At 39.7% G+C, this 20,672-nt stretch carries 13 protein-coding genes, 2 pseudogenes and 1 CRISPR repeat array; of the genes and pseudogenes, 3 read left to right on the top strand and 12 right to left on the bottom strand.

Annotation, left to right across the window (positions count from 1 at the left end; genetic code table 11):
* Nucleotides 1–588: 588 nt before the first annotated feature.
* Nucleotides 589–1,041 carry an NUDIX domain-containing protein gene (locus tag MHB51_RS16620; RefSeq protein ID WP_342559496.1) on the bottom strand — a complete coding sequence of 151 codons (453 nt, stop codon included), beginning with the start codon at nt 1,039–1,041 and terminating at the stop codon, nt 589–591.
* Nucleotides 1,042–1,203: 162 nt separating this feature from the next.
* On the opposite strand from MHB51_RS16620, the pseudogene MHB51_RS16615 reads away from it, so the two are divergent.
* The 3 genes and pseudogenes from MHB51_RS16615 to istB all read left to right on the top strand — a co-directional run.
* Nucleotides 1,204–1,308, top strand: a pseudogene (locus MHB51_RS16615) (hypothetical protein); the annotation flags it as partial.
* Nucleotides 1,309–1,440: 132 nt separating this feature from the next.
* Nucleotides 1,441–2,756, top strand: a pseudogene (gene istA, locus MHB51_RS16610) (IS21 family transposase).
* Nucleotides 2,756–3,508, top strand: coding sequence for an IS21-like element helper ATPase IstB (gene istB / locus MHB51_RS16605; RefSeq protein ID WP_342558633.1), 753 nt, complete (start codon nt 2,756–2,758; stop codon nt 3,506–3,508). Before istA ends, istB begins: the two are co-directional and overlap by 1 nt.
* An 86-nt stretch (nt 3,509–3,594) precedes the next feature.
* Nucleotides 3,595–4,496: direct repeats of the CRISPR family, unit length 33 nt; unit sequence ATTTCAATCCACTCTCTCCATACAGAGAGAGAC.
* A gap of 163 nt (nt 4,497–4,659) precedes the next feature.
* Here istB and cas2 read toward each other — a convergent pair.
* The 11 genes from cas2 to MHB51_RS16550 form a co-directional block, all read right to left on the bottom strand.
* Complete coding sequence (cas2, locus tag MHB51_RS16600; protein WP_342558632.1) at nt 4,660–4,950, bottom strand: CRISPR-associated endonuclease Cas2; 291 nt, start codon at nt 4,948–4,950, stop codon at nt 4,660–4,662.
* A 9-nt stretch (nt 4,951–4,959) separates the two neighbouring features.
* Nucleotides 4,960–5,991, bottom strand: a complete 1,032-nt coding sequence (cas1c, locus tag MHB51_RS16595) for a type I-C CRISPR-associated endonuclease Cas1c (RefSeq protein WP_342558631.1) — start codon at nt 5,989–5,991, stop codon at nt 4,960–4,962.
* The gene (gene cas4 / locus MHB51_RS16590) at nt 5,988–6,641 is read right to left on the bottom strand and encodes a CRISPR-associated protein Cas4 (protein WP_342559495.1); all 654 of its coding nucleotides are present in this window, start codon (nt 6,639–6,641) and stop codon (nt 5,988–5,990) included. Before cas4 ends, cas1c begins: the two co-directional genes overlap by 4 nt.
* On the bottom strand, nt 6,631–7,464 hold the full coding sequence (gene cas7c / locus MHB51_RS16585; protein WP_107943244.1) for a type I-C CRISPR-associated protein Cas7/Csd2: 834 nt from the start codon (nt 7,462–7,464) through the stop codon (nt 6,631–6,633). Before cas7c ends, cas4 begins: the two co-directional genes overlap by 11 nt.
* Nucleotides 7,461–9,374 carry a type I-C CRISPR-associated protein Cas8c/Csd1 gene (cas8c, locus tag MHB51_RS16580; RefSeq protein WP_342558630.1) on the bottom strand — a complete coding sequence of 638 codons (1,914 nt, stop codon included), beginning with the start codon at nt 9,372–9,374 and terminating at the stop codon, nt 7,461–7,463. Before cas8c ends, cas7c begins: the two co-directional genes overlap by 4 nt.
* Nucleotides 9,371–10,096 (bottom strand): type I-C CRISPR-associated protein Cas5c, encoded by a 726-nt coding sequence (gene cas5c / locus MHB51_RS16575; protein WP_066166991.1) that lies wholly within the window; start codon nt 10,094–10,096, stop codon nt 9,371–9,373. Before cas5c ends, cas8c begins: the two co-directional genes overlap by 4 nt.
* 12 nt (nt 10,097–10,108) lie before the next feature.
* On the bottom strand, nt 10,109–12,484 hold the full coding sequence (gene cas3, locus MHB51_RS16570; protein WP_342558629.1) for a CRISPR-associated helicase Cas3': 2,376 nt from the start codon (nt 12,482–12,484) through the stop codon (nt 10,109–10,111).
* 286 nt (nt 12,485–12,770) lie between these two features.
* A complete protein-coding gene (locus tag MHB51_RS16565) occupies nt 12,771–14,015 on the bottom strand; it encodes a TIGR02679 domain-containing protein (RefSeq protein WP_342558628.1) in 1,245 nt (414 codons plus the stop codon).
* A complete protein-coding gene (locus tag MHB51_RS16560) occupies nt 14,008–18,042 on the bottom strand; it encodes a TIGR02680 family protein (protein WP_342558627.1) in 4,035 nt (1,344 codons plus the stop codon). The genes MHB51_RS16565 and MHB51_RS16560 overlap by 8 nt, the downstream gene beginning before the upstream one ends.
* Nucleotides 18,039–19,187, bottom strand: a complete 1,149-nt coding sequence (locus MHB51_RS16555; protein ID WP_342559494.1) for a TIGR02678 family protein — start codon at nt 19,185–19,187, stop codon at nt 18,039–18,041. Before MHB51_RS16555 ends, MHB51_RS16560 begins: the two co-directional genes overlap by 4 nt.
* On the bottom strand, nt 19,187–20,665 hold the full coding sequence (locus MHB51_RS16550) for a TIGR02677 family protein (RefSeq protein WP_342558626.1): 1,479 nt from the start codon (nt 20,663–20,665) through the stop codon (nt 19,187–19,189). The genes MHB51_RS16555 and MHB51_RS16550 overlap by 1 nt, the downstream gene beginning before the upstream one ends.
* Nucleotides 20,666–20,672 lie beyond the last annotated feature (7 nt).

Raw genomic sequence — 20,672 nt, 5'->3', positions numbered from 1 at the left:
TTGAAAATGCATGAGAATTAAGGGTTTTACTTTGTATTTCCGTGGGATTAGGTGCTCGGGTTTTTATGAATGAGGAGGAATAGATTTCTCTGTAATTAATTGTTTACTTAGTGAATCTTTCTTACTTTGGATAATTCAATAATTGTTTGTGGTAATTCAATTCGTACCCTAGCAGCTTCCCAAAAATACAACTTTCATTTAATGGAGGAATATTTCTACGCTAATTATGAAGGGAGGCCATTCGCTTGATTTTTGTGCGAAATGAGGACTCTTAATAGTGGTGGACACACAACAGTATTTTCTAACTACACTTTGGCAATGCCGTTAGTATAGCCATAAAAATCAGTTATTTTACAATTCACTTTTATTAACTCAAGTATGCCTCATCCCTCGAAAGTAAATTAAATAAAATCACCTTTCAGGGAATGAGCTATTTCAAACAGTTTACTCGTCATTTTTTTAATTGTTTGTCACTTTATTTTTGATAATAGTTATTTCTATTCACTTATCTAATGCTTCACTTGCATCTAAAATTTCAAACACGCTATATTAAAGACCTTGATTAATTAAAAAAATAAATAATTGGAATCAATTAATATCCCCTACATAAATTGTAGCTTTTCCGCTGTCAAAATAAGATATTAAATGTGCTCTTAGTGCTTGCGGATATAATCTATATTCTAATAAATCGTTAAGCGGTAACCATTCAACAGCTATTTGCCCCTTATCTGGATTGCTTCCATTAATAAATGTATTATGATGAACATGACACAAAAACATAAATTCTGTTTGATGTGCATGAGCGTGACGAGCGGCAAACTCATGATTTTTCCCAATATATTCACGTACAAAGATTAGTTCTCCAATTTCAACTTCCACACCTAATTCTTCTTTACATTCTCTTTCTAAAGCTTGGTGTAAATTTTCACCATGCTCTTGGCCACCACCCGGCAAAATATAATATGTACCACCATTTTCTTGTATCTTTATGGCCAATAATTTCTTGTCCTTCACTATTATTGCTTTTGCTGAATTTCTTATGCGAATTTTTAATTTCCTCCTTATGAAATTTTAAATTCCCCTCCTAATCAAGGCGGGGACCACTGTTTTTGTTAAGCTAAAACTGAGCCATCAACGCAATTGAAATGAGAGCCACTTTCTATCAAAATAATCCTAACTGTAAAAAGTTAGGGGGATATAGAGGTGATCAGTTTGGAGAAAAAGCAGTTAGTACTGATTGAGTACTATCAGCACAATATGAGCCAACGTCAAATTGCAGAAAAGCTTAAAATGTCTCGTAATACCGTAAAAAAATACATTGAGCATGATCTAGCAGCTAGACAACAAGACACAAGGAATTTACCAATCACAGATAATTACGTTACGCCTCCGGCATATAAAAAGCGTAATAGAAAAAAGAGAGCTTTAACAAATACCGTGATGAAACGTATTCGCGAAATGATGAAACAGAACAAAAATAAGCGTGAAGTGAATATGCATAAGCAACAATTAAAGATTATTGATATACATGAAAAACTTTTAGACGAAGGTTTTAAAATTGGCTATACAACAGTTCGCAATTTCGTGAATCGTGAGGAAAAGAAGGAAAAAGAAGTTTTCATTCGCCAAGAGCAACAGCTGGTCGTGAAATTGAGTTTGATTGGGGAGAAGTAAAATTATTCATTGATGGCAAGCTAAGAAGCCTTTCAATGGCTGTATTTACGCTAGCCTATAGCAATAATCGTTATGCCCGACTCTATGAATCGGAAACAATGGTTTGTGTACAGGACGCACACGTAAAATGTATTGAAGCCTTGGGCTTCGTACCGAATGTTTTTACATACGACAATATGCGTACCGTCGTCAAAAACTTTATTGATTACGAGCGTTTTATTACCGACGGTATGAAAAGTTTATCCTTGCATTATCATTTTCAGATTCGACTTTGTCAGCCTCGTAAAGGTAATGAAAAAGGCCATGTAGAGCGAAGTGTAGAATATATACGCCGGAAAGCATTTGCGCACCGTGATACGTTTACTTCTTTAGAAGAGGCACAGGAATATTTAGTTTCGATCATCGAAAAATTAAATCATCGTCCTCATTATTTGAAGGAGAAAACACATCATGAATTGATGTTGGAAGAAAAAGCTGAACGCGCTGGCAGCTTAACAGCTGCACCATTCGATTCGGCAGAATTAGTAGAACTACGTGTGGACAAATATAGTACTGTTACCTATCGTCACAACCGATATTCTGTACCTGAGGGGCATATAGGAGAATATATTAAGTTAAAAGCTCGTGCTGAGGAAGTGCTTCTGTTTAGCGAAGGTGAATGTATCGCAAAGCATAAACGAAGCTGGCAAGTGCATGCCTGGGTGATGAATATTTATCACTATTTAAACACGCTACAAAAGAAAAAAGGTGCCTTAGCCCAAAGTGAATGTTTGAGCCAAGCACCAAAACAAATAAAAAATATCTACCACCGTTATTATATCGGAAATGAAAAAGATTTTCTAGAGCTACTTGTTTATACCAAAGAACGAGATTGCCTTACAAGAGTACTAGAAGTTATTACTGAACTAGAAAAGAACCCTTTGGTTCAACTAACAACTGAAAAAATCATTTTCTTAGCAGAACAGTCAGCTGAAGTACGTACTGTTATAACTGGCCAAGATGATGTCACCAACCAATCTTTAGATAATCTATCTTCGTTAGCAGCGTTATTTCATTCTAAAGGAACAGGAGTGCTTCATTAATGGACAAGCAAAAAGAAATGATTGAAATGTGCAAAGAATTACGTTTACCAAGTATTCGTTCTTTACTTGAACAGGAAGCCTTGTTTGAACAACATACATCACCAGCTGATTTTCTTTATTTCGCTTTAAAACAGGAAATGGAGGACCGTTACGTGCGGGCAAAAGCTAATCGAATTCGATTAGCCAATTTTCCAGAGAAAAAACTGTTAGAAGAATTAGATGTTGAGGCACTGCCGCAAAATGCGGCGGTTCGCCTTCCTCATTTGAAAGAGCTAAAGTTTATTCAGGATAAGCAGAATGTGTTATTAATTGGCTCACCTGGTACTGGCAAAACTCATCTTGCGATTGGACTAGGAATCGAAGCCTGTTTAGCAGGCTATAAAGTGTATTTTACGAGTGTAGCCTCACTTGTGAACCAATTAAAGGAAAGCCGTTCTGCAAGAACGTTACGCTCGTTTGAACTGAAATTTGAAAAATATGATTTAGTCATCATTGACGAACTTGGCTACATCTCATTCGATAAAGAAGGAGCAGAGCTTCTGTTTACGCACTTATCATTACGTGCTGGTCGAGCAGCAACGATTATTACAAGTAATCTAACATTTGAACGCTGGGAAGAGGTCTTCCATGATCCAGTTTTAACATCAGCGTTAACCGATCGACTCACACATCGCGCGCATATCATCAATATGATTGGTGGTTCTTATCGAATTTTAGAAACGAAAGAATGGATGGAACAGAGCAACTTTTAGTGGCTCACATTTTAATTAACAATTGGCTCAAATTTAACTTGCGAAATACAGACCACCATTTGAGGCGAGCTTGTGACACGCCCCGTACTTCAATTCACTTTCTCTATACGGAGAGAGACTCAGTTGCAAAAGCATATTGTTGGGATTTAGAAACATTTCAATCCACTCTCTCCATACAGAGAGAGACTCAGAGATTTCAGAGGCCTTAAAAAGAGGTAAGATTTCAATCCACTCTCTCCATACAGAGAGAGACGTCGTTTGGTAGTTGTGCCATGTGATGCTGAGGTATTTCAATCCACTCTCTCCATACAGAGAGAGACAATACTCATTTCGAATTGAAGCGGATCTACAAGTATTTCAATCCACTCTCTCCATACAGAGAGAGACTCGCCGTGCTGCAGAACGCGGTTTACATCCACGTATTTCAATCCACTCTCTCCATACAGAGAGAGACGAAAATGGCAAGGAGTGGATGGTAGTTGGCGAAATTTCAATCCACTCTCTCCATACAGAGAGAGACCAGTAGCAAAGGAAGGAGCATGTATTCAGTTTATAATTTCAATCCACTCTCTCCATACAGAGAGAGACGTTAGAGGCATCGAAAAAAGCGCAAAAATTAACCATTTCAATCCACTCTCTCCATACAGAGAGAGACAGATTTAGAAGATTAAAATTACAGGTTAAATTTATTTCAATCCACTCTCTCCATACAGAGAGAGACGGTATTTATTATAATACTGGAGTGCATAGTCCTATTTCAATCCACTCTCTCCATACAGAGAGAGACAATTTTGGCCGCACAGATTGGACAATTCCAAACAATTTCAATCCACTCTCTCCATACAGAGAGAGACAGCCAACATTTATGAAAAGCTGAATCAAAATAATTTCAATCCACTCTCTCCATACAGAGAGAGACCCAATCTCACCAGAGCGTGACGCAGAGCTTAAATCGATTTCAATCCACTCTCTCCATACAGAGAGAGACAGCGAAAATGAACAAAAAATCATCCATCTTCGCAAAAAAGTACTCTTTCTAAAAATAAGCTAAAACTAAACTCCTAGTCGACTTAACAAAACACCATATAATCAAACTAAAATTTGGTGCGAGTCCTCTAGGATTTTCATGGGAGCTTGGCATTCGCACTCAACTATAATATTAGCACATCTTCCACTTCAATCGTTTCCTTCGCACCGATATGCTCTACTTTTGATTTATAATTATTGCCTAGTTGATAAAAACGTAAGCTATCTTCATTTTCATCAATTAAATCAACTAAACGCAATTTCAGTTGTTTAAACTGCGTTGCATCTACTACACATTCAAAAACAGAATTTTGAACTCGCACACCGTAATTTTCACATTCTTTTGCAACTTTACGCAACCGCTTGCGTCCTGCGGCTGTTTTTGTGACAACATCATAGGTAACTAAAATTAACAAACCAATCCCTCATTTCCATAAAAACGGTGGATACTCTTCCAAATCACCGCGTAAATGACGAGCTAGTAACATGGCCTGTGCATGCGGAACTAGCCCCCAATTTATTTTTTCTTTCAAAAAAGGATGTGTTAATGTTTCCTGTTTCCGTTCTTGCCAAGCCTGTAAAAACTTTTTTCGACCTTCATCTGTAAGTAAAACAGCGCCATCTTCTTTTCTTATAAAATCTTTTTCATCTAACATCTTCTTATTTATCACCTTTAATACGAAACGATCAGCTATGACACCGCGCAACTCCTCCATTACATCGAGTGCGAGAGATGCACGACCTGGTCGGTCTCGATGTAAAAAGCCTACGTATGCATCGAGCCCTACCGTTTCAAGGGCAGCAGAAACATCCTTTGCTAATAAAGTATAAGTAAATGATAATAAAGCATTTATATTATCTGTTGGCGGGCGTCGATTTCTCGTTTTGAAATAAAAAGCTTCTTTTTGTTGTAAAATCATTTGGTCGAATAATCCGAAATATGCACTCGCTGCCTGTCCCTCTAAACCTCGCAATAACTCCAAGTCTTCACAAGCTAATATTTTCTTTAAATCCTCCGACAAGCGCTCTGAAACTTGTTTGAAAGCTGGAACGTCAATTCGTAGCGGGTTATCACGTGTCGCCCGCTCCAATATCCACTTTTGATTGGCCACTTTAGCGAAGATAAAATTTCGAGCAATTTTGGCACTTGCGATTTCACTATCTGATATTCGATATTGTGTCTTTCGCAGCACTACATTTCCCTTGCTTTCTCCTATGACACGTGCTAAAAACTTGCCGTGCGCATTCAAAAATGTCAGAGATACATTTTTTTCAGCACATGCATGCATTAACATCGGGCTTGCACCTGCATAACCAAATGTGCAGATTGCCTCCAAATTATGAAGTGGAATTCGTCCTAAAACGTCTTCCTCTTGGGAAACTACGACTGTTTCCCCTTTCAATGTCAAATACACATTAGACGTTGTAATAAACAATGTATTCAGCAGTTTTCTCATACTAGATACCTTCTCATATATGACTTCACATCTTGTTTTTCATTCAATATCGGCATGCATAAATTTTCGAGCGAGCAGCTTTTACAATGCTTGCCCATCTTTACTTTTGGCGTATGCTGGCGTGTAAAATAATGATGCATTTGTTTAAATAATTGGCGTACTTCCTCCTTATGTGCCTCGGTAATTTGAATTTCTTTACGACGCTTTATTTCATCATAAAAGAAATAGCCGACAGGTACCTCACAAGCGAGCATTTCTTCTAGGCACATTGCTTGTGCCACGAGCTGCATAATATCCTCTTCCCCCTTTTTAGGCTTGCCACGCTTATACTCTACTGGTACAACACGAAACTTTCCGACTTCATTTATAAGCGAGATGCCCGCTGGGTCTTGAATAAATTCCACCACATCGCAAATACCTGTCGTCCTTAATTCATGTGACTTTACGGGCATTGCACGCACAATTAATTTATCGAGACGCTTTTCGCGAATAAAAGGTTGGTCGACCTTTTGATGAACATATTGCCCTTCAATCGTACGTACATTTTCCTCCCATTGTTGCTCGACATGGATTAATGCCCATTGCCGCGCACAAAAGCGAAAATGCTGAATACCCGATAGCATCAAATAATCTTCTTCATTAATGCCCATCGAAGACATATGCCTCTAACCCTTCTAACGTCGCTATTTCAATTACAGGTTTTGATGCCTCGGCAGTCACCTTAACAGAATTATGCACTTTTGCTGCGGAATATTGACCGAGCTTTGAATTATGCTCCCACCAAATGACCTTTATTACTTCTAAAGAGCCTTCTGGTCGTGCGGAAGATGCATCGTTTTCAAATAATGAAATGAGCGCTTCTTTTAACTTTTGAGCGTCTTCATACGTAAATCCTGTTTTTTCAGCGAGCTGTGTATTAATACTACCAACGAATTTATATATACCATGGTCAACTCGATGCTTCATCCCCATCGTATCAGAGCCTTTTTTATCACCCGTTACAGAGTTCACTGATTTTGTAATTTGCATACTTGTAATAGTGATAGGCTCAATACTAATAGCTGGATGAATCGAGACAGGGCCACGTACCCCAACAGATAATGAATCTCCCTTGAATGCAAACACTTGTCCAAAAGCACGTACATCATACCAAGTTTGAGCAGCGATTAATGCAAATGTATCTGCATTCCCTTTTTTATCTTTTTTAATTTTTTGTAATTCTGCCACAGATTCTGCGCGATCATTTAGCGATTTAAACCCATCATTGGCACGGTCATCCGATTGAACAAAAATAGCTTCGCCCATATCTTGTAAACGATTGCGAATTTTACGCTTTATCGCCACATCTGAAACCTCTCCATAGCCCTCAAAATTTTGACGTGGACGATTCCCGTTTAAAGGGTCTCCATTTGGATTGGCATTTGTTACTGAAAAAATAACGGCAAAATCAATTTTACGATCTAATGTAGTCATTCTGTCATTTCCCCTTCCTTATCCTTTTTCGTGTATAAGTCTTGACGTTGACTATAGTAACCTAATAAATAGCGTCCGCTTAACGCAGTGTCATTAAATTGCTCAATCGGTATTTCCGATGCAATTTTATCGATTAAGCTTGTATAATAATTTGCCTTGTCTCGCAGCTTCATTTGGTATGGCTGAAGATTTTTCTGAATTGTCAGCCACGTGCGCAATGGATTCGCTTGAAAAGCACTTAAATAACGCAGCGCATTTGTCGCCCTGTTCTCCTCTTTTCCTAATGCACGACGTTCGAGCACATCAGCAACCGCCAACATCCGGCCAAACAAATAATCACGATCCTTGCAATTTGTATCTAATGCCACTGTAAAGCCCTCCTGTTCATATGTTTTTCTCGTTAAAGAACATGCAACGGTCAGCGCTTGCTCCCATTCCCAGCTCTCACTATAAAACTGTGGATTAGACGCCCGTACAATCGCACTGCGCACAATGTCAATTGGAATCTTTCGATCATCCAACACACATGGAATTAAGCGCTCCATAACACCTTTGACAACCTTATCGCTTGGGCGTGGTCCATAGGCTGCATGTGCAATTGTATAAAAGGATGGTGCACCGTAAAAATGAATCCATTCATTATCCTTTTTACGTGTTTGACGCCAGCTCGCTTTAGTATGCCAATCTGCCAATCGGTCGAAATATAACTGAATATCGTATTCTCGATAATAAAGCACAGCCAGTCGCCCGGGCGTAGCTGCATCAATTGTTAAAATATACACTTTTTCCCCTTTACTTTCCTCTAGCTGGATATTACGTGAAAGCCCTGCAAGCAATGCCCCATATTGCTTCGCTAATTGCGTCTTTAATATATCCTTATTTTCTACTGCTTCAAATAAATCAAAATCCTTCGTCCAATCAATTTCCTGTTCAAATAAATCATCCGACATAACTGGGATATCTAACTGTGCCGTCCCCCATACTAAAAACACACGGCCGTCAATCGTTTTCCCCTGTTTCTCAATAAGCCATTTCAGCGCATTATGTGCTTTTTGCGATGCATCATAGCTTATATTCGCGGCTTCCAAACTTGAAGTGAACCTTCCACGATATGTAAAGCCCGCTGCATCATTCGCAGAAATTAGCTTCGCTTTATCACCTGAATTACGCAATTTATTCGGATGCCGTTCAATCCGCGGTATTTGCTCACCTGTTACATAACATAAATCTTTTTCTTTCAGTAGCGTATTATAATAATGAATAAACAATGAGAAAATTTCCTGATTGCGCCAAATTGGCGTCACTACCTCTCCAGGAATATGCACATTGAAACGAACAAATGCAGCTTCTTGCTCAGAAGCAATCACACTAAAAATTTTCGGGCGCTCACTTTGCTCTCCTGTCCACTTTTTCATTAGCAAATCTTGACTATCTGTATGCAAAACTCCCTCCCTTACTAAATCCTCAATAACCGTTCCTTTTTTAACATAATGATAAATCGCTTCAATATATGGATGGCTATAGGATGAAGTGCACCAGCCCGCGAGCTGCGTAATATATGCATCATAAGCGGCCGCTTTCTTCTCATCAGCCTCGACAAATTTTTTATAATCTCCCGCCACAAACATTAGCTTGTCATGCAGAAAGTGCGGGACATAGTTTTGGCCCGATCTTGAGCCAGACTCCTCTGTAAAGGGAAGTACCGTATTTTCTTTATCTAGCTCATAAGCATCATAAAAATTCCCTTCTAAATCGACTAACACTTCAATATGTGCTGTTTGTGTCGTATGTGAAATCGGTAACAGCATATACTCCGTTGATTGCCCGTTACGAAATTCTTTTCTCTGCGCTTTGCCAACTTCATCTAAATTCTCATCGTATGTCCTATACAAAGCTTGTAAATAACTCATTCTTTCACCTCCAATTGCTGTGCCAATAAATCGACTGATTCCACAGATTCGCCTAATTTGAAAGATTTCGGCTCCATCGCATGTAATGGTCGGACATATGGACATGCTTCGGGTTTAATAAATTGAATAATCCCCTTTTTCATAATCGGATGCCATAGCCTCGTTTCCAATTGATTTCTGCCCGTTTCATCTGGATAGTTTAAACCGTGCACCATCAGTCCAAAATGCATCTCGTCAATACCATCATAAAAGCCTTCCTCAGAATTAAATTCGCATGGCTCTACATAGCCTTGACATTCCCTCGTACCAAGAAAAATATCTCTACGTCCCCCTGCATTAACACAGCGCTTCGCAATATTATGATGCTTATGCTCATTAAAATCTTCCTTCAAATCTTGGCGTTGCTCATTAAAAATAAAATGTGCCCTCACTTGGTACTCGACATCCCGCAAATAACTATAGTTAGCAAGTGTATTACCACCTGATAAGTTAATTGGGCGCACACCTTTTGACTCCATGCGAATCGCCTTCATAACGCGCACCTCATCAATAATCCAAATAATGGATGGCTTCCAGTAAATCGACTCTGTTATTCCAACAAGTGCCTGATACGTTGGTATTTGCGTCGTCATTTTTTCGCCACCAAGCTTCATTAACGGGTCTGTAAATAATGCATAATCACCTCTAACAACATACTCGATTTGATTTCGAACTTTTGTCATTTGCTCACCTCCTCAAAGTGTTAATATATTTAAGCCTGCTTCTCCACTGACTGAAAGACCATATTCTTCATCATAGGCATTTTCCATCGCAAGCCAAATTTTAAATGTACCAAAGTCTACCGGGCGAATAAGCTGTTCCTGTTGAAGCGCTCTAAACTCATGCGGGAAAACATTGACCGAAAATTGCTGCGCTTTCTTTAAAAATACTTTATAATCAACTGGCTCGTGACTTGCCAACTGAGCAATTACCTCCTCACCTTCGCCATATGGTACAACAATAGCTTCTGTATTTGCTTCAATCACTTCAAAATGCTTTGCAGCAGTATCGAAGCTTGGTGATAAAACAATGTCTAATTTCCTTAATCGCTTTACATCGTTCGTAAACAATAATTGATGTAAAGTTTTATCTAAATTTCGCACGGGAAAATCTAGCTCTAGTGCAAGGTTTTCATAATACTGTTTAAAATAAAATTCAATCGCGGGGGAGGATAATAGTTCACCTTCAAATAAATTTCTTTCCTCAATATCCCGCAGTAAATGACTAGCACAGCGCTGTCCCTTTTCAATGGTCGGAAGCTTCGACAACACTTCCTCCGCATGCTTGAATACATAGACATCACGCTGCTGCACTTCCCCATTGCGATTACAGCGACCGGCAGCTTGTGCGATGGAATCTACACCTGCTAATGAACGCATAACACATTCAAAACTTACGTCTACGCCGGCTTCTATTAATTGGGTGCTCATACAAAGCACTAGCTTCCCTGCCTTTAAGTTCTTAGTCATTTGCTTTAGCTTTTCTTTTCGATGAGCTGGACACATGCCCGTACTCAAATGATAGACATAAGGTAAATCTTTAAATTTCTCATATAAATTTTTTGTTGTTTTTTTATTGTTAGAAATGATTAAAATACTTTTTACGTCCTCTAGCTTCTTTTCGATAAAGTCGGCAAGCTGTTCGGTATTCCATTCCAAATGCTCATCCATTCGGACAATATTTGTGCGCTTAAAAGCCTTTTCAATCATAGGCAAATTGTCAATGATTTCTTCATTAACCTCGATTCGCTGCTCGACATATTGCAATGCCGGTTGCGTTGCCGTGCACAGTAACACCGTTGATTTTGCGTATTTTGACAAAAAATTAATCGTTTCATTGAAAAGTGATACGCATTTGACAGGTACTGACTGCACTTCATCAAAAATCAATACCGCATTCGCCAAATTATGCATACGCCTTAAATTACGGCTCTTCCCACTATAAAAACTGTTTAAGTATTGCACCATCGTTGTAAAAACAATCGGTGAATCCCAATTATCCTTTGCTTGATTAAGCTTACGTTGCAGCAGCATTTCTTCATATGTTTTTGCAGGACCCACATCGTCTACCACATTGCTATGATGCTCCAATACTTCATCTGTTTTCAGTAGCTCGCGGACAGCCTGCGCGTTCTGCTCGATAATGGTTGTAAATGGAATAATATAAATAATGCGTTCTTTTCCGTGCTTTATCGCATGTTCTAATGCAAAACGTAAGCTTGCGAGCGTTTTCCCACCGCCTGTTGGGATAGATAAAGAATAAATGCCAGTAGGTAAATCTGCCTTATTCGCACAATTTTCCGACATTTCTTGGCGCAGTTTAGTAATTTCATTTGGAATTGCTTCCTCTTGCATCTTTTTTAAGCTACTCTCTAATTCTATTAAATATTGCTTGAACTTTTCTTGAATGGGTTGTTGGGAGGCTATCTGACTATTTTCATCAAACTCACGTGAATTCGTTCGGTCCGCGTCAATTAAACTACTATAAATGGTCATCGTTAATAATGGAGAGAATTTATATAAAATTTGCTGTAACTCATCTTTTTGAAAATGTTTTTGTAGAAAGCTTTGAAACTCTGAAGCAGCCTGCATCACGTATTTATCAAATTGTTCTTCAGGCATAACTTCATTAAAAAATCGCTCTCTAATTTGAAGCATCGGTATTTTTTCATTATCAGCTCGATTTAAAAAGGGAGAAGAATTCCCTTCACTATCAATAAAATCATGCAACTGCCCATGATGGGAATAAATAGCATTGGCAATCATTTCAATCATAATTGGTGTGAAGCGCGGTCCTCTATGAAACTTCTCCATCAAAAACCTTCCACCAGCAGTCGAATGATTGACACTTCCTCGTCTAGGTGGCTCCTCAGGATTTGCTATCGCATCACGTAAGTATATTTGAAAATCATCGCTATACTTCCCCACATCATGTAATAATCCTGCCAAGCCAAAAACCTTTGGCATCTGAAATTTTTCGCCAATCGCCTCGCATATTTGCTGCACTTCACATAAATGGTCCTTTAGTAATTGCTCCACACCATCTGATTTTCTTACATGTGCAATGTACATTTACCTACCTCCCTATTAGACTTTAGATTTATTTTAACAGGGTTTTTTTTAAAGTAAACTATTTTTGGTAAATACCCCACTATTTTAAATGATTTAATTGTTATACTAAATATGTCGTATTTTTTAATGCGTGGATTGAAAACTATTTTAGTATAAATGTAATTGTCTAATTCAATTAGCGAATTAGCCAATTAATGTTAAAAAGGGCATCTTAAAAGCAGACAAAACACTGCTTTCAAGATGCTCTTTTTCTTATGTCGATACTATATGTGAGAGGCTCCATCGTTCAGTCCGTATGCCCCCTAACATCCGCCAACATCAGCTCCAACCAGGCTTCCTGATACGATGCCTGTTTACATTGAATGATTTGTCTCACAACATTTGGAATAATGGTAACTTGCTCTAGCTTTGCTAATCGGTCAGCTGGTAATATATCAGATTTGCCTAAAGCATAGGTTTCTTCGTTCATATGCCATAGCTCTACTCGTTTGGCGTAGCGTTGAACGATTTTCTCGGCAATTCGAATGCCCTCTGGGTCCAAATCACCTGAATAATGAATTATTACATCTGAATCCAATAAATCTAATAGGCGCCAGCTTGCCATACGCAGCTGACCATGTGTACAAATAATGGGGGCGGTTGGGTTCGCATCCATCAGTGTGGAGGCTACACTCGAATTTTCCACAACCCATACTTGACGACCAATTGTTGGTTTCACACGTTCAATTGCCATTAGCTCACGCATTGGCATATTTAATGCACTCTTCGTTTCTATTGCAGCCTGCCACACTAGATGAACTTCATCTCTAATAAACCCCTGCAAACCTTGACATGTAACAAAATTCCATAAATCATCTTGGACAATTTGCAGTGTCGCTAGTAAATCAACTCGCTCCTCTGTCGTTTTCGGATACGCTATAGCATCCTCGCTTATACTATAGGCCGCATGTAATAACAGTTTGCCAGCTAATGTGTCAGCATCAAAAGCATGTGGATTGCCTGTTGTGCGCTGTGCAAAAATAGGGAGCCTTTCAAATTGATTATGAGGAAGCCTTTTGGCAATTGCATGTGCAACACATTCAATTTCAGGTAAAATCGACTTGTGCTGCTGCCAAATAAAGCGACTATCATGCGTCTTCTTTTCGATTTGCTCAAGCCATTTTGGACAAGCCGCTAAAATTTCCTGTAATTTTTGAGTAAAACCTTGTAGTGCAAGTTGTTTTTCAAGCTCAACCTGTTCTTTCGTTTGCAATTTTTCTTGCAAGACAGCCTCTACTAACTCGACTAAAGATAGATGGGCAAAGGCAGATGTTGCGAGATTTTCTTCAAATTGCTTGAGTGTTAAAGAGCCTTTTTGTAATAGTTTTTCTTGTGGTATCCCTAAAAACCCGGCAATTTCCTCAACTTCACTTTCACTGAAGTCTCTCAATGTTACACTCCCGCGCATAGTGCCAAATGAATAATATTTTTTCTTAAAGTGCTGAAAAAGCTTGAGAAACGCTGCGTGCTGAAAGGCTGCAAGCTTATTCATTTAACACACGCTCTTTCCCGTTCCAAGTATAGTTAAGCACCGTTACAAAATCGGCGTTTTTCGGGCGCACAAGCTCTGCGATCGCAAGACCTAACACCGTATCATAATCGCCCCAAATAACTTGTGAATTCATAATATAATTAAAGCCTAGCTGCTCAACCACCTCGAACATATCGCGAATATTTTGCTCATCAACACCAGCGAATGCCTCATCCAATGAGATAATATACGGCGCCTTAGCATCTGCTTCCTTATAACGTGAGTATGCGGCTGTAAATAAAGGAATGTACATAGCCATCGCTTTCTCACCGCCACTAAATTTATAAAAGGCATTATTCGTTAGCTCTTTTTTCGTTTCATTTTGGCGCGTGTACGAAAGCACAAAAGAGAACCATTTCCGGTAATCAAGCACTTCCTTTAATACTTGATGCAATGTATTTCCTTCATTGCGCAAGCCAATCGTTTCCTTCGCGCTTTCAATACGTGAACGGAAATGCTTCGTAATTTTTTGTAAGTCTTCATCACTTAAGAAATTGCTTTTCCGTTGCAAAAGCTGCACGAGCTCTTTCGTATCTAACTCATCCTCCGCCTCTGCTGTGCGTGGCTTCCAGCTAACAGAAAAAATAAGTCCTGATGAATTATCACGCTCTGACATAATTTTATCCATTTGCTTGACCCACTGCTCTGCTCTGGCAATACGCTGGCGTAAAATGCGCCCTACTGAATTGACAATAATATCTTCATATAACTCTCGGTCCTGCTCATCTAAATAATGACGGTTTTCCTCTAGCTCCTGCTGAAGAGCTCGGTCAACCGTATAAGGACTCACTCTTTGACCCCGATACTCTAGCTCTACAATCCGTCGCCCGCACAGTTGTATAAACGCCTCTAAACGATCATCTTGAAGAGTAACAAAGTGCTCTAGCATATCTGTTTCCTTTAAATGGCTACTTACATGATATTCAGCTAAAGCATTCATTTCTTCATTAATTACTTTCGTCATTTGCTCTTGTAGCTTAACACGATCTTGTTGCATCTTGAAGTGCTTTAAAATTTCTTTCGGGTCGCTGCTAGTTAGCTCAATAAAGCCTAAGTTTAACTCATCTTGAAGCGCAAGTTGCCATTGCTTGTAAAGCAGCTGCGAAAAACTTTCTTCTTCCGTTAAATGCTGGAGCTCATTTGCAATACTTTGTCCAGTTGCTTGTTTTTGAGGTAACTGCGTGCGAATTTCATCATCACGTGTTTTTAATGCCGTTAACTGTCCTTGTAGCTCACTAATGCGTTGCTGAATTTCATCGGCTCCTTCAAGCTGTAACTGCTGCTCCAGCGAGATAATCTCTGCTTGTAAAACATTTTGCTTGTTTTGCTCGGAAATGATTTCGGCATGATAGTCTGAAATCATTTCATCCAATTCTTCTAGCTGTTGCTGTAAATCATCGACACGAATTGCAGCATTACTTTTTTCAAGCAATACACGGCGCAATTTATTGAGCTCCTGTAAATAATCATCCATTGCTTGTAATGCCTCGTTTAAAGCATCCTTTGTTGGCTTGATATTGAGGAAACTCTGCTCCTGCTGCAGTTGTTGGCGCACTTCTTTTAAGTTACGGCGAATTTGCTGCCACTGCTGATCAATACGGGTCAATTGTTCCAGCACAATTTTTTGCTCTGTCCGTGTGCCATGCATTTCCGTATAAATCTCATGAAGTACCTTATCTTTTGGAATTTCACTTTCCCAATGCTTCGTATCGTCATATGCTTGCTGTAGCTCGCGTTGCTGTGCCCTTATATCTACTAATTGCTCCTCCATTTGCTTAATCGTCTGTTGCACTGCTTCAATTTGCTCCTGCTGATAACGTTTACGCGAAGTTCGCCCAATATATTTTGACGCCCCTTGCTGTGGAGCGTGACCTTTCATAATGCCTAAACGATAAAATCCAGCCTCGTCAATTGTAAATAAATCTTCGTCCGTAGCAATCGGGATGCTGCGCAATATTTCATCTACATGTTCATTAGAAATTCCCTCTGCTGCGACATCTGGCTTTAAAAAATCAGCTAATGTATGTCCTAGCAGTCTCGGATTGGCGAGTAAAAGCGCATCCTCCTGAACATCGAAGACACGTGGCGAAATTAAGCTATCTAAAATGCCTGTTGTCGCAAGCACCGCCTCTAAGCGAGCCTTCTCTTCATCGCTTACATGCGACTGAAATTCAACAGCAGCATAAAACGGAACAAATGGTATTTTCTGGTTATCTAATTGCTGTCTAAACTGCACTGTACCAGCCATTCGCTCTGGCTCTGCCAACTCCTCTGCACGTAGCCTTGTAAGCTGTGATTGCTGCTCTTCGATATGGCGCTGAATTTGCTGCTCTGTTTTTTTATAATCCGCCATCGTTGCTTTTAAATCCGCACGCACATTATTTAACGCACTCATTAAAACATTTGTCGCCTCATAGAAAGCGGTTTTATCATATAGTTGCTCTAAAACATGCGAAATCCTTTGCTGCTCTTCCACTGAAAATTGCAGTGCATCATGGCGCTGCATCCAAGCAAATATGGCCGTCTTTAGCTTATGAAGCTCCTCTGCAAACCAGTGCTCTGCTTGGTCTAACTCTTTTTGCAGCATATCAATTTTTTTCGTCGTTTCTGAGGACTCTCGCTCAAGCTGTTTATCCTGCTCCTGCAAGCTATTTAGCTGTGACACAAGCTTTTTAATTTGGCGTAGCTTTTCCTTATGTCCTTCGATTTCCTGCTCCCAATAATCAAATTGCACAGAGTGGCGCGCTAAGCTGTCAGCATTGATTTCATGCGCTGCAAAATTGGCTTCCTCAGCTAATAGCTGCATTTCTCGTAAAACACTCTGCTCCTCGCTATTTTTCAGCGCTAACTCATCCTGTTGCTTTTTTATATTTGCGAAAAGCTGTATACGCTTATTTTCACTATCATCTTTACGCTTTTCGAGTTTGTGACTATTTTGTCTAATGCTTTGTAATGATACTTTGTTTTCCTCTAATTTTTCACTAATTGCCCATACTTTATGGTCTGAAAGTGATTTTGCCTCACGCTGCGCTATGTCTAGCTCGTTTTGTACAGCCGTTTTCTCCTGCTGTAGCTGTTCAACCTCTATCTTCACTTGCTCCAGCGCTTGCTGCTGCTCATTCTTTTTATCAGCTGTTTTTTGCAGACGCTCCTCGGCTTGGACAACACGCTCTGCGCGCTCCGCTAATATGTATTCATTATAAGTATGATAGCGTCTGACGATTTTCTTATTGGCCTCATATTCTAAAGTTAGTTGCTCTAATTGCTGCTGTGTCTGGTCCATGCTTTCAATTGTATCCGATAAATGCCGCAGTTCGTCATCTGTTAAAGGTGGCAAGGCAGACTCTAAAATTTCATAAATAACGGTTGGCTTAAAATCCTTTGACAGCTTCGGTGCACGCAATTGGATTAAGAGCTTCACTAAATCCTCGTAGGCTTCCATCGTCTCAAAGCCAAATACATATTTATTAACAAGCTCCGCATATTCCTTTTGTGAATCAGTGACAATTCCACCGACGCCCATTCGATTTTGCAGTTCTTTTTGTGAAAATGGAATAAGCTCGCTACTACTGCGGTGCGCTAAATCAAAGTCTATTCCTATTCGGCGATTGTCTGTAATGACAAAATACCATGATTTCAAATCTTTATGACGGCGTGCCTGCATTCCAATGCCCGTTGTAATGTATTGCTCTGTACCTGCCATTTTATATTCTAAAAATAAATAGCCTGTCCGCTCTTCACGTTTTGAAATTTCCTCTTCACCAAGTAAATAATCGCTCATCTTTCGCGCCTTGGAACCGAATGGATCTAGTCGATCGGGCGATTTTTTACCATCTAATAGTACAGGAATAAAGCTTTGCATCGTTACCGACTTACCTGAGCCATTCGTCCCACGTAGCAATAGCTTACCGTCTACAAAGTCAAATATTTCTTCATCGTAATACCAAAAGCTAAGTAGCCCCGCTCGATTCATTTGCCACTTCGTCATGTCTGTTCCTCCTTTTTATAGTCTGCTGGATAACTACCTGCCAGTACACCGAGTAGTGCATATAAATAAATAAAGCCTTCCTCAAGCGATGCCATGCGCCAATTGATGAGCTCATCTATGACATCCTGCCTTACTGCTGCAATCGATTTTTCCCGATATAACTTAGCCCAGCCTTCTCCAAAATCATCTCGTAGCTGCTGTAGAATAGCATTCAGCTGCCCCTCCGTTAACACAATCTCGCCATTTTCACGCGGGCTGTACTCTGCTAAATGCAGATGTAAGTAATTTGATAACTGTAAAATAATATCTGTTACTGCTTTCGTGTTCGGAAATAGCTCATAATATTTTTTCGGCTCCGTTACGGATAAAAAGGCGGTGTTTTTAAATACATGTAACTTAAAATCACTATGCTTTTCAATATCATCACTAATGCGATTGCGGAAATTTCGAATATATAAAAAGTCCTGGTCCTGCCCATCTTGACGATAAATCGCTGGCCCCATAAACAATTGGCGATAAACACGCTTCCTGCGCTCATCCTCATTTGTAAACTGATGCTCTAAGCGCAAAAGTTGTTGCGCATTATCAAATGCTACAAACTCCTCAGGATGCACACGCATGAAATAACGGCTATAAATCGTCACCTCATATAGCACCTCTTGCTCTTCGTGATGGTCAAAAAGCCGCACATCGCCATCAATTGTTTCAATTAAATGTAAATCAACTAAAACCTTCATTACCCGTATTAACGATTTGCGATGCTGATACAATGTCCAGTCCAGCTCTATTTGCTCATAGCTAATTGCACGAATTTCCTCACAAAGTTCTGACAGTAAAAATTGCTCCTCGATACTTTTTCCTTCAATAAATGCCAGTGCATAGCAAAAAATTGTATAATCTAAAGTTGCTTGAAAATGCTGTATCCCCATCCAGCTTTGCGGCTGAATCGGCACTTTTTCGAGCTTAATAAAATGTTGGCGAACGTGCAACTGCAATCCTAACTTTTCATTCACATAGCGCTGTAGCACCTTTTGACGCTCTCGAATTTGCTGATACATAACTGGCTCTTCCTTGCGCAGTATCCAAAAATGATGCAATAAATAATCCAAGCCTTGTACAGCCTTTTCATCGAATAGCTCATCCATCACACTTTCGCCTCCTTCACTAGCTCAAAAACAACATCTCGCATATGTAAGTCGCCATCAAGCGCCTGTAAGACAATTTTTTGCTCTAAAGATTTTACGCGCAGTAGCATGCCGCTTTCTGTCAGCACAAGCCCTTCCTTATTCACCCTCGCCTTCGACATCCAGCTAAGCAGCAATTTGCGCATAAACGGTTCAATCACCTGTAGCTGTGAGAGCTGAACAGAGCCATCTTTAAAATAGGCTTGTACTGCTTGCTCCTGCTGCTGCCGCTCCTTTAAATAAAGCTCTCTTTGTGCTCTCTTTTGCTCGGTTTGTAAAGAAATAGAGGTCGCTTTCGTTTTTTCACGATAACGATTTGTTCTAGGCTTTATATTTATTTGCTCTGGCTTTTCATCCCATGTATCTGCATGCAGATCATCTGTCGTATACGTTTTAAGCTGGACATGCTTCACCTGCATTGCCCCAAAAACAATCGCAGAAACCTCATGCGCCTCCTCTAGCGTTTCGCATTGGATGAACCATTTGGCTAAATGTAAATAATCGTTGCGCCGACTTTTAAAATGATGCTGTCTTTCCCCTAGACGCTGTACGTAGCGCGTTATGCGACGAATCATTTCATTCGTCTGCCATTGCAGCACCTCAAGCTCGCTTTTTTGCCCATTAATTTCTAAAAACCAACGCTTAATCGACTGGAAATATTCCTCGTAATACGCTAATAGCTGTTCATCCGTTACCGCAACATCCTCTAGCCTTGGAATCGATCTCTCTTTTAGTATAAGCTGCTCAAAAAATGGCTGCATCCTTTGCTTTGTATACTTTTGCAGAAGCTCGATAATTTGCAGCGATGTTTTTTGCAAAGATACAATAAAATCTCTTAAATAATTTGTAAACTGTGCTTTATAAACTAAAAAGGCTTCTGTTTGCATACGTTGATCCGTTTTTTCACTATTAATATAGGCAATATAATCAGCTGTGCTCGTACGAATTATTTTAAAATGCCGCAATATATCTTCCCAAATTTGCATACATTGCTCAGGATGATTCGGTGCGGTTTCTAGCTTTTGCAAAGCATCTAACAGCCGCTCAAATTGCGAACGTTCCAAAGAGCCTTTAAAAGTATCATCAATTTTACTTTCTAGCTCAACTAGCATTCGCTCAATCTCAATCGTATATGGCGTCGGTTGATAGCGAAATCGCTTCTTTTTATATTCCTCAATCGTCCGCGCATTCGTCATATCTTGTCGCGCAGACAAATTATTCCATTTGACAAGCTGTGCCAATTGCTGATGCAGCTGCTCCTCATCATAATCAATAAATGGAGGAAGTGAGCGCAAATGCTGTAGCACTTCCTCTGGCGTTATATAATCACGCATTCGCTCATGTTGCCTATAAAAAAAGCGTAAAATCGTACGATATTGACCAGCAGATGGAGATGTTAAATACGTTGCCTCCACTACTTGCTTCATCGTTGAACTCATAAGCAGC

The sequence above is a fragment of the Metasolibacillus sp. FSL K6-0083 genome (assembly GCF_038630865.1).
Lineage (GTDB): Bacteria > Bacillota > Bacilli > Bacillales_A > Planococcaceae > Metasolibacillus > Metasolibacillus fluoroglycofenilyticus.
The sequence above is the reverse complement of the archived record's forward strand: the minus strand, read 5'-3'. Positions and strand labels throughout refer to the sequence as shown.

Bases quoted from the DNA above. Each gene is read 5' to 3' on its own strand.
- istB (WP_342558633.1), top strand. From the start codon at position 2,756: ATGGACAAGCAAAAAGAAATGATTGAAATGTGCAAAGAATTACGTTTA.
- cas1c (WP_342558631.1), bottom strand. From the start codon at position 5,991: ATGAGAAAACTGCTGAATACATTGTTTATTACAACGTCTAATGTGTAT.
- cas4 (WP_342559495.1), bottom strand. From the start codon at position 6,641: ATGGGCATTAATGAAGAAGATTATTTGATGCTATCGGGTATTCAGCAT.
- cas7c (WP_107943244.1), bottom strand. From the start codon at position 7,464: ATGACTACATTAGATCGTAAAATTGATTTTGCCGTTATTTTTTCAGTA.
- cas8c (WP_342558630.1), bottom strand. From the start codon at position 9,374: ATGAGTTATTTACAAGCTTTGTATAGGACATACGATGAGAATTTAGAT.
- cas5c (WP_066166991.1), bottom strand. From the start codon at position 10,096: ATGACAAAAGTTCGAAATCAAATCGAGTATGTTGTTAGAGGTGATTAT.
- cas3 (WP_342558629.1), bottom strand. From the start codon at position 12,484: ATGTACATTGCACATGTAAGAAAATCAGATGGTGTGGAGCAATTACTA.
- MHB51_RS16565 (WP_342558628.1), bottom strand. From the start codon at position 14,015: ATGAATAAGCTTGCAGCCTTTCAGCACGCAGCGTTTCTCAAGCTTTTT.
- MHB51_RS16560 (WP_342558627.1), bottom strand. From the start codon at position 18,042: ATGACGAAGTGGCAAATGAATCGAGCGGGGCTACTTAGCTTTTGGTAT.
- MHB51_RS16555 (WP_342559494.1), bottom strand. From the start codon at position 19,187: ATGGATGAGCTATTCGATGAAAAGGCTGTACAAGGCTTGGATTATTTA.
- MHB51_RS16550 (WP_342558626.1), bottom strand. From the start codon at position 20,665: ATGAGTTCAACGATGAAGCAAGTAGTGGAGGCAACGTATTTAACATCT.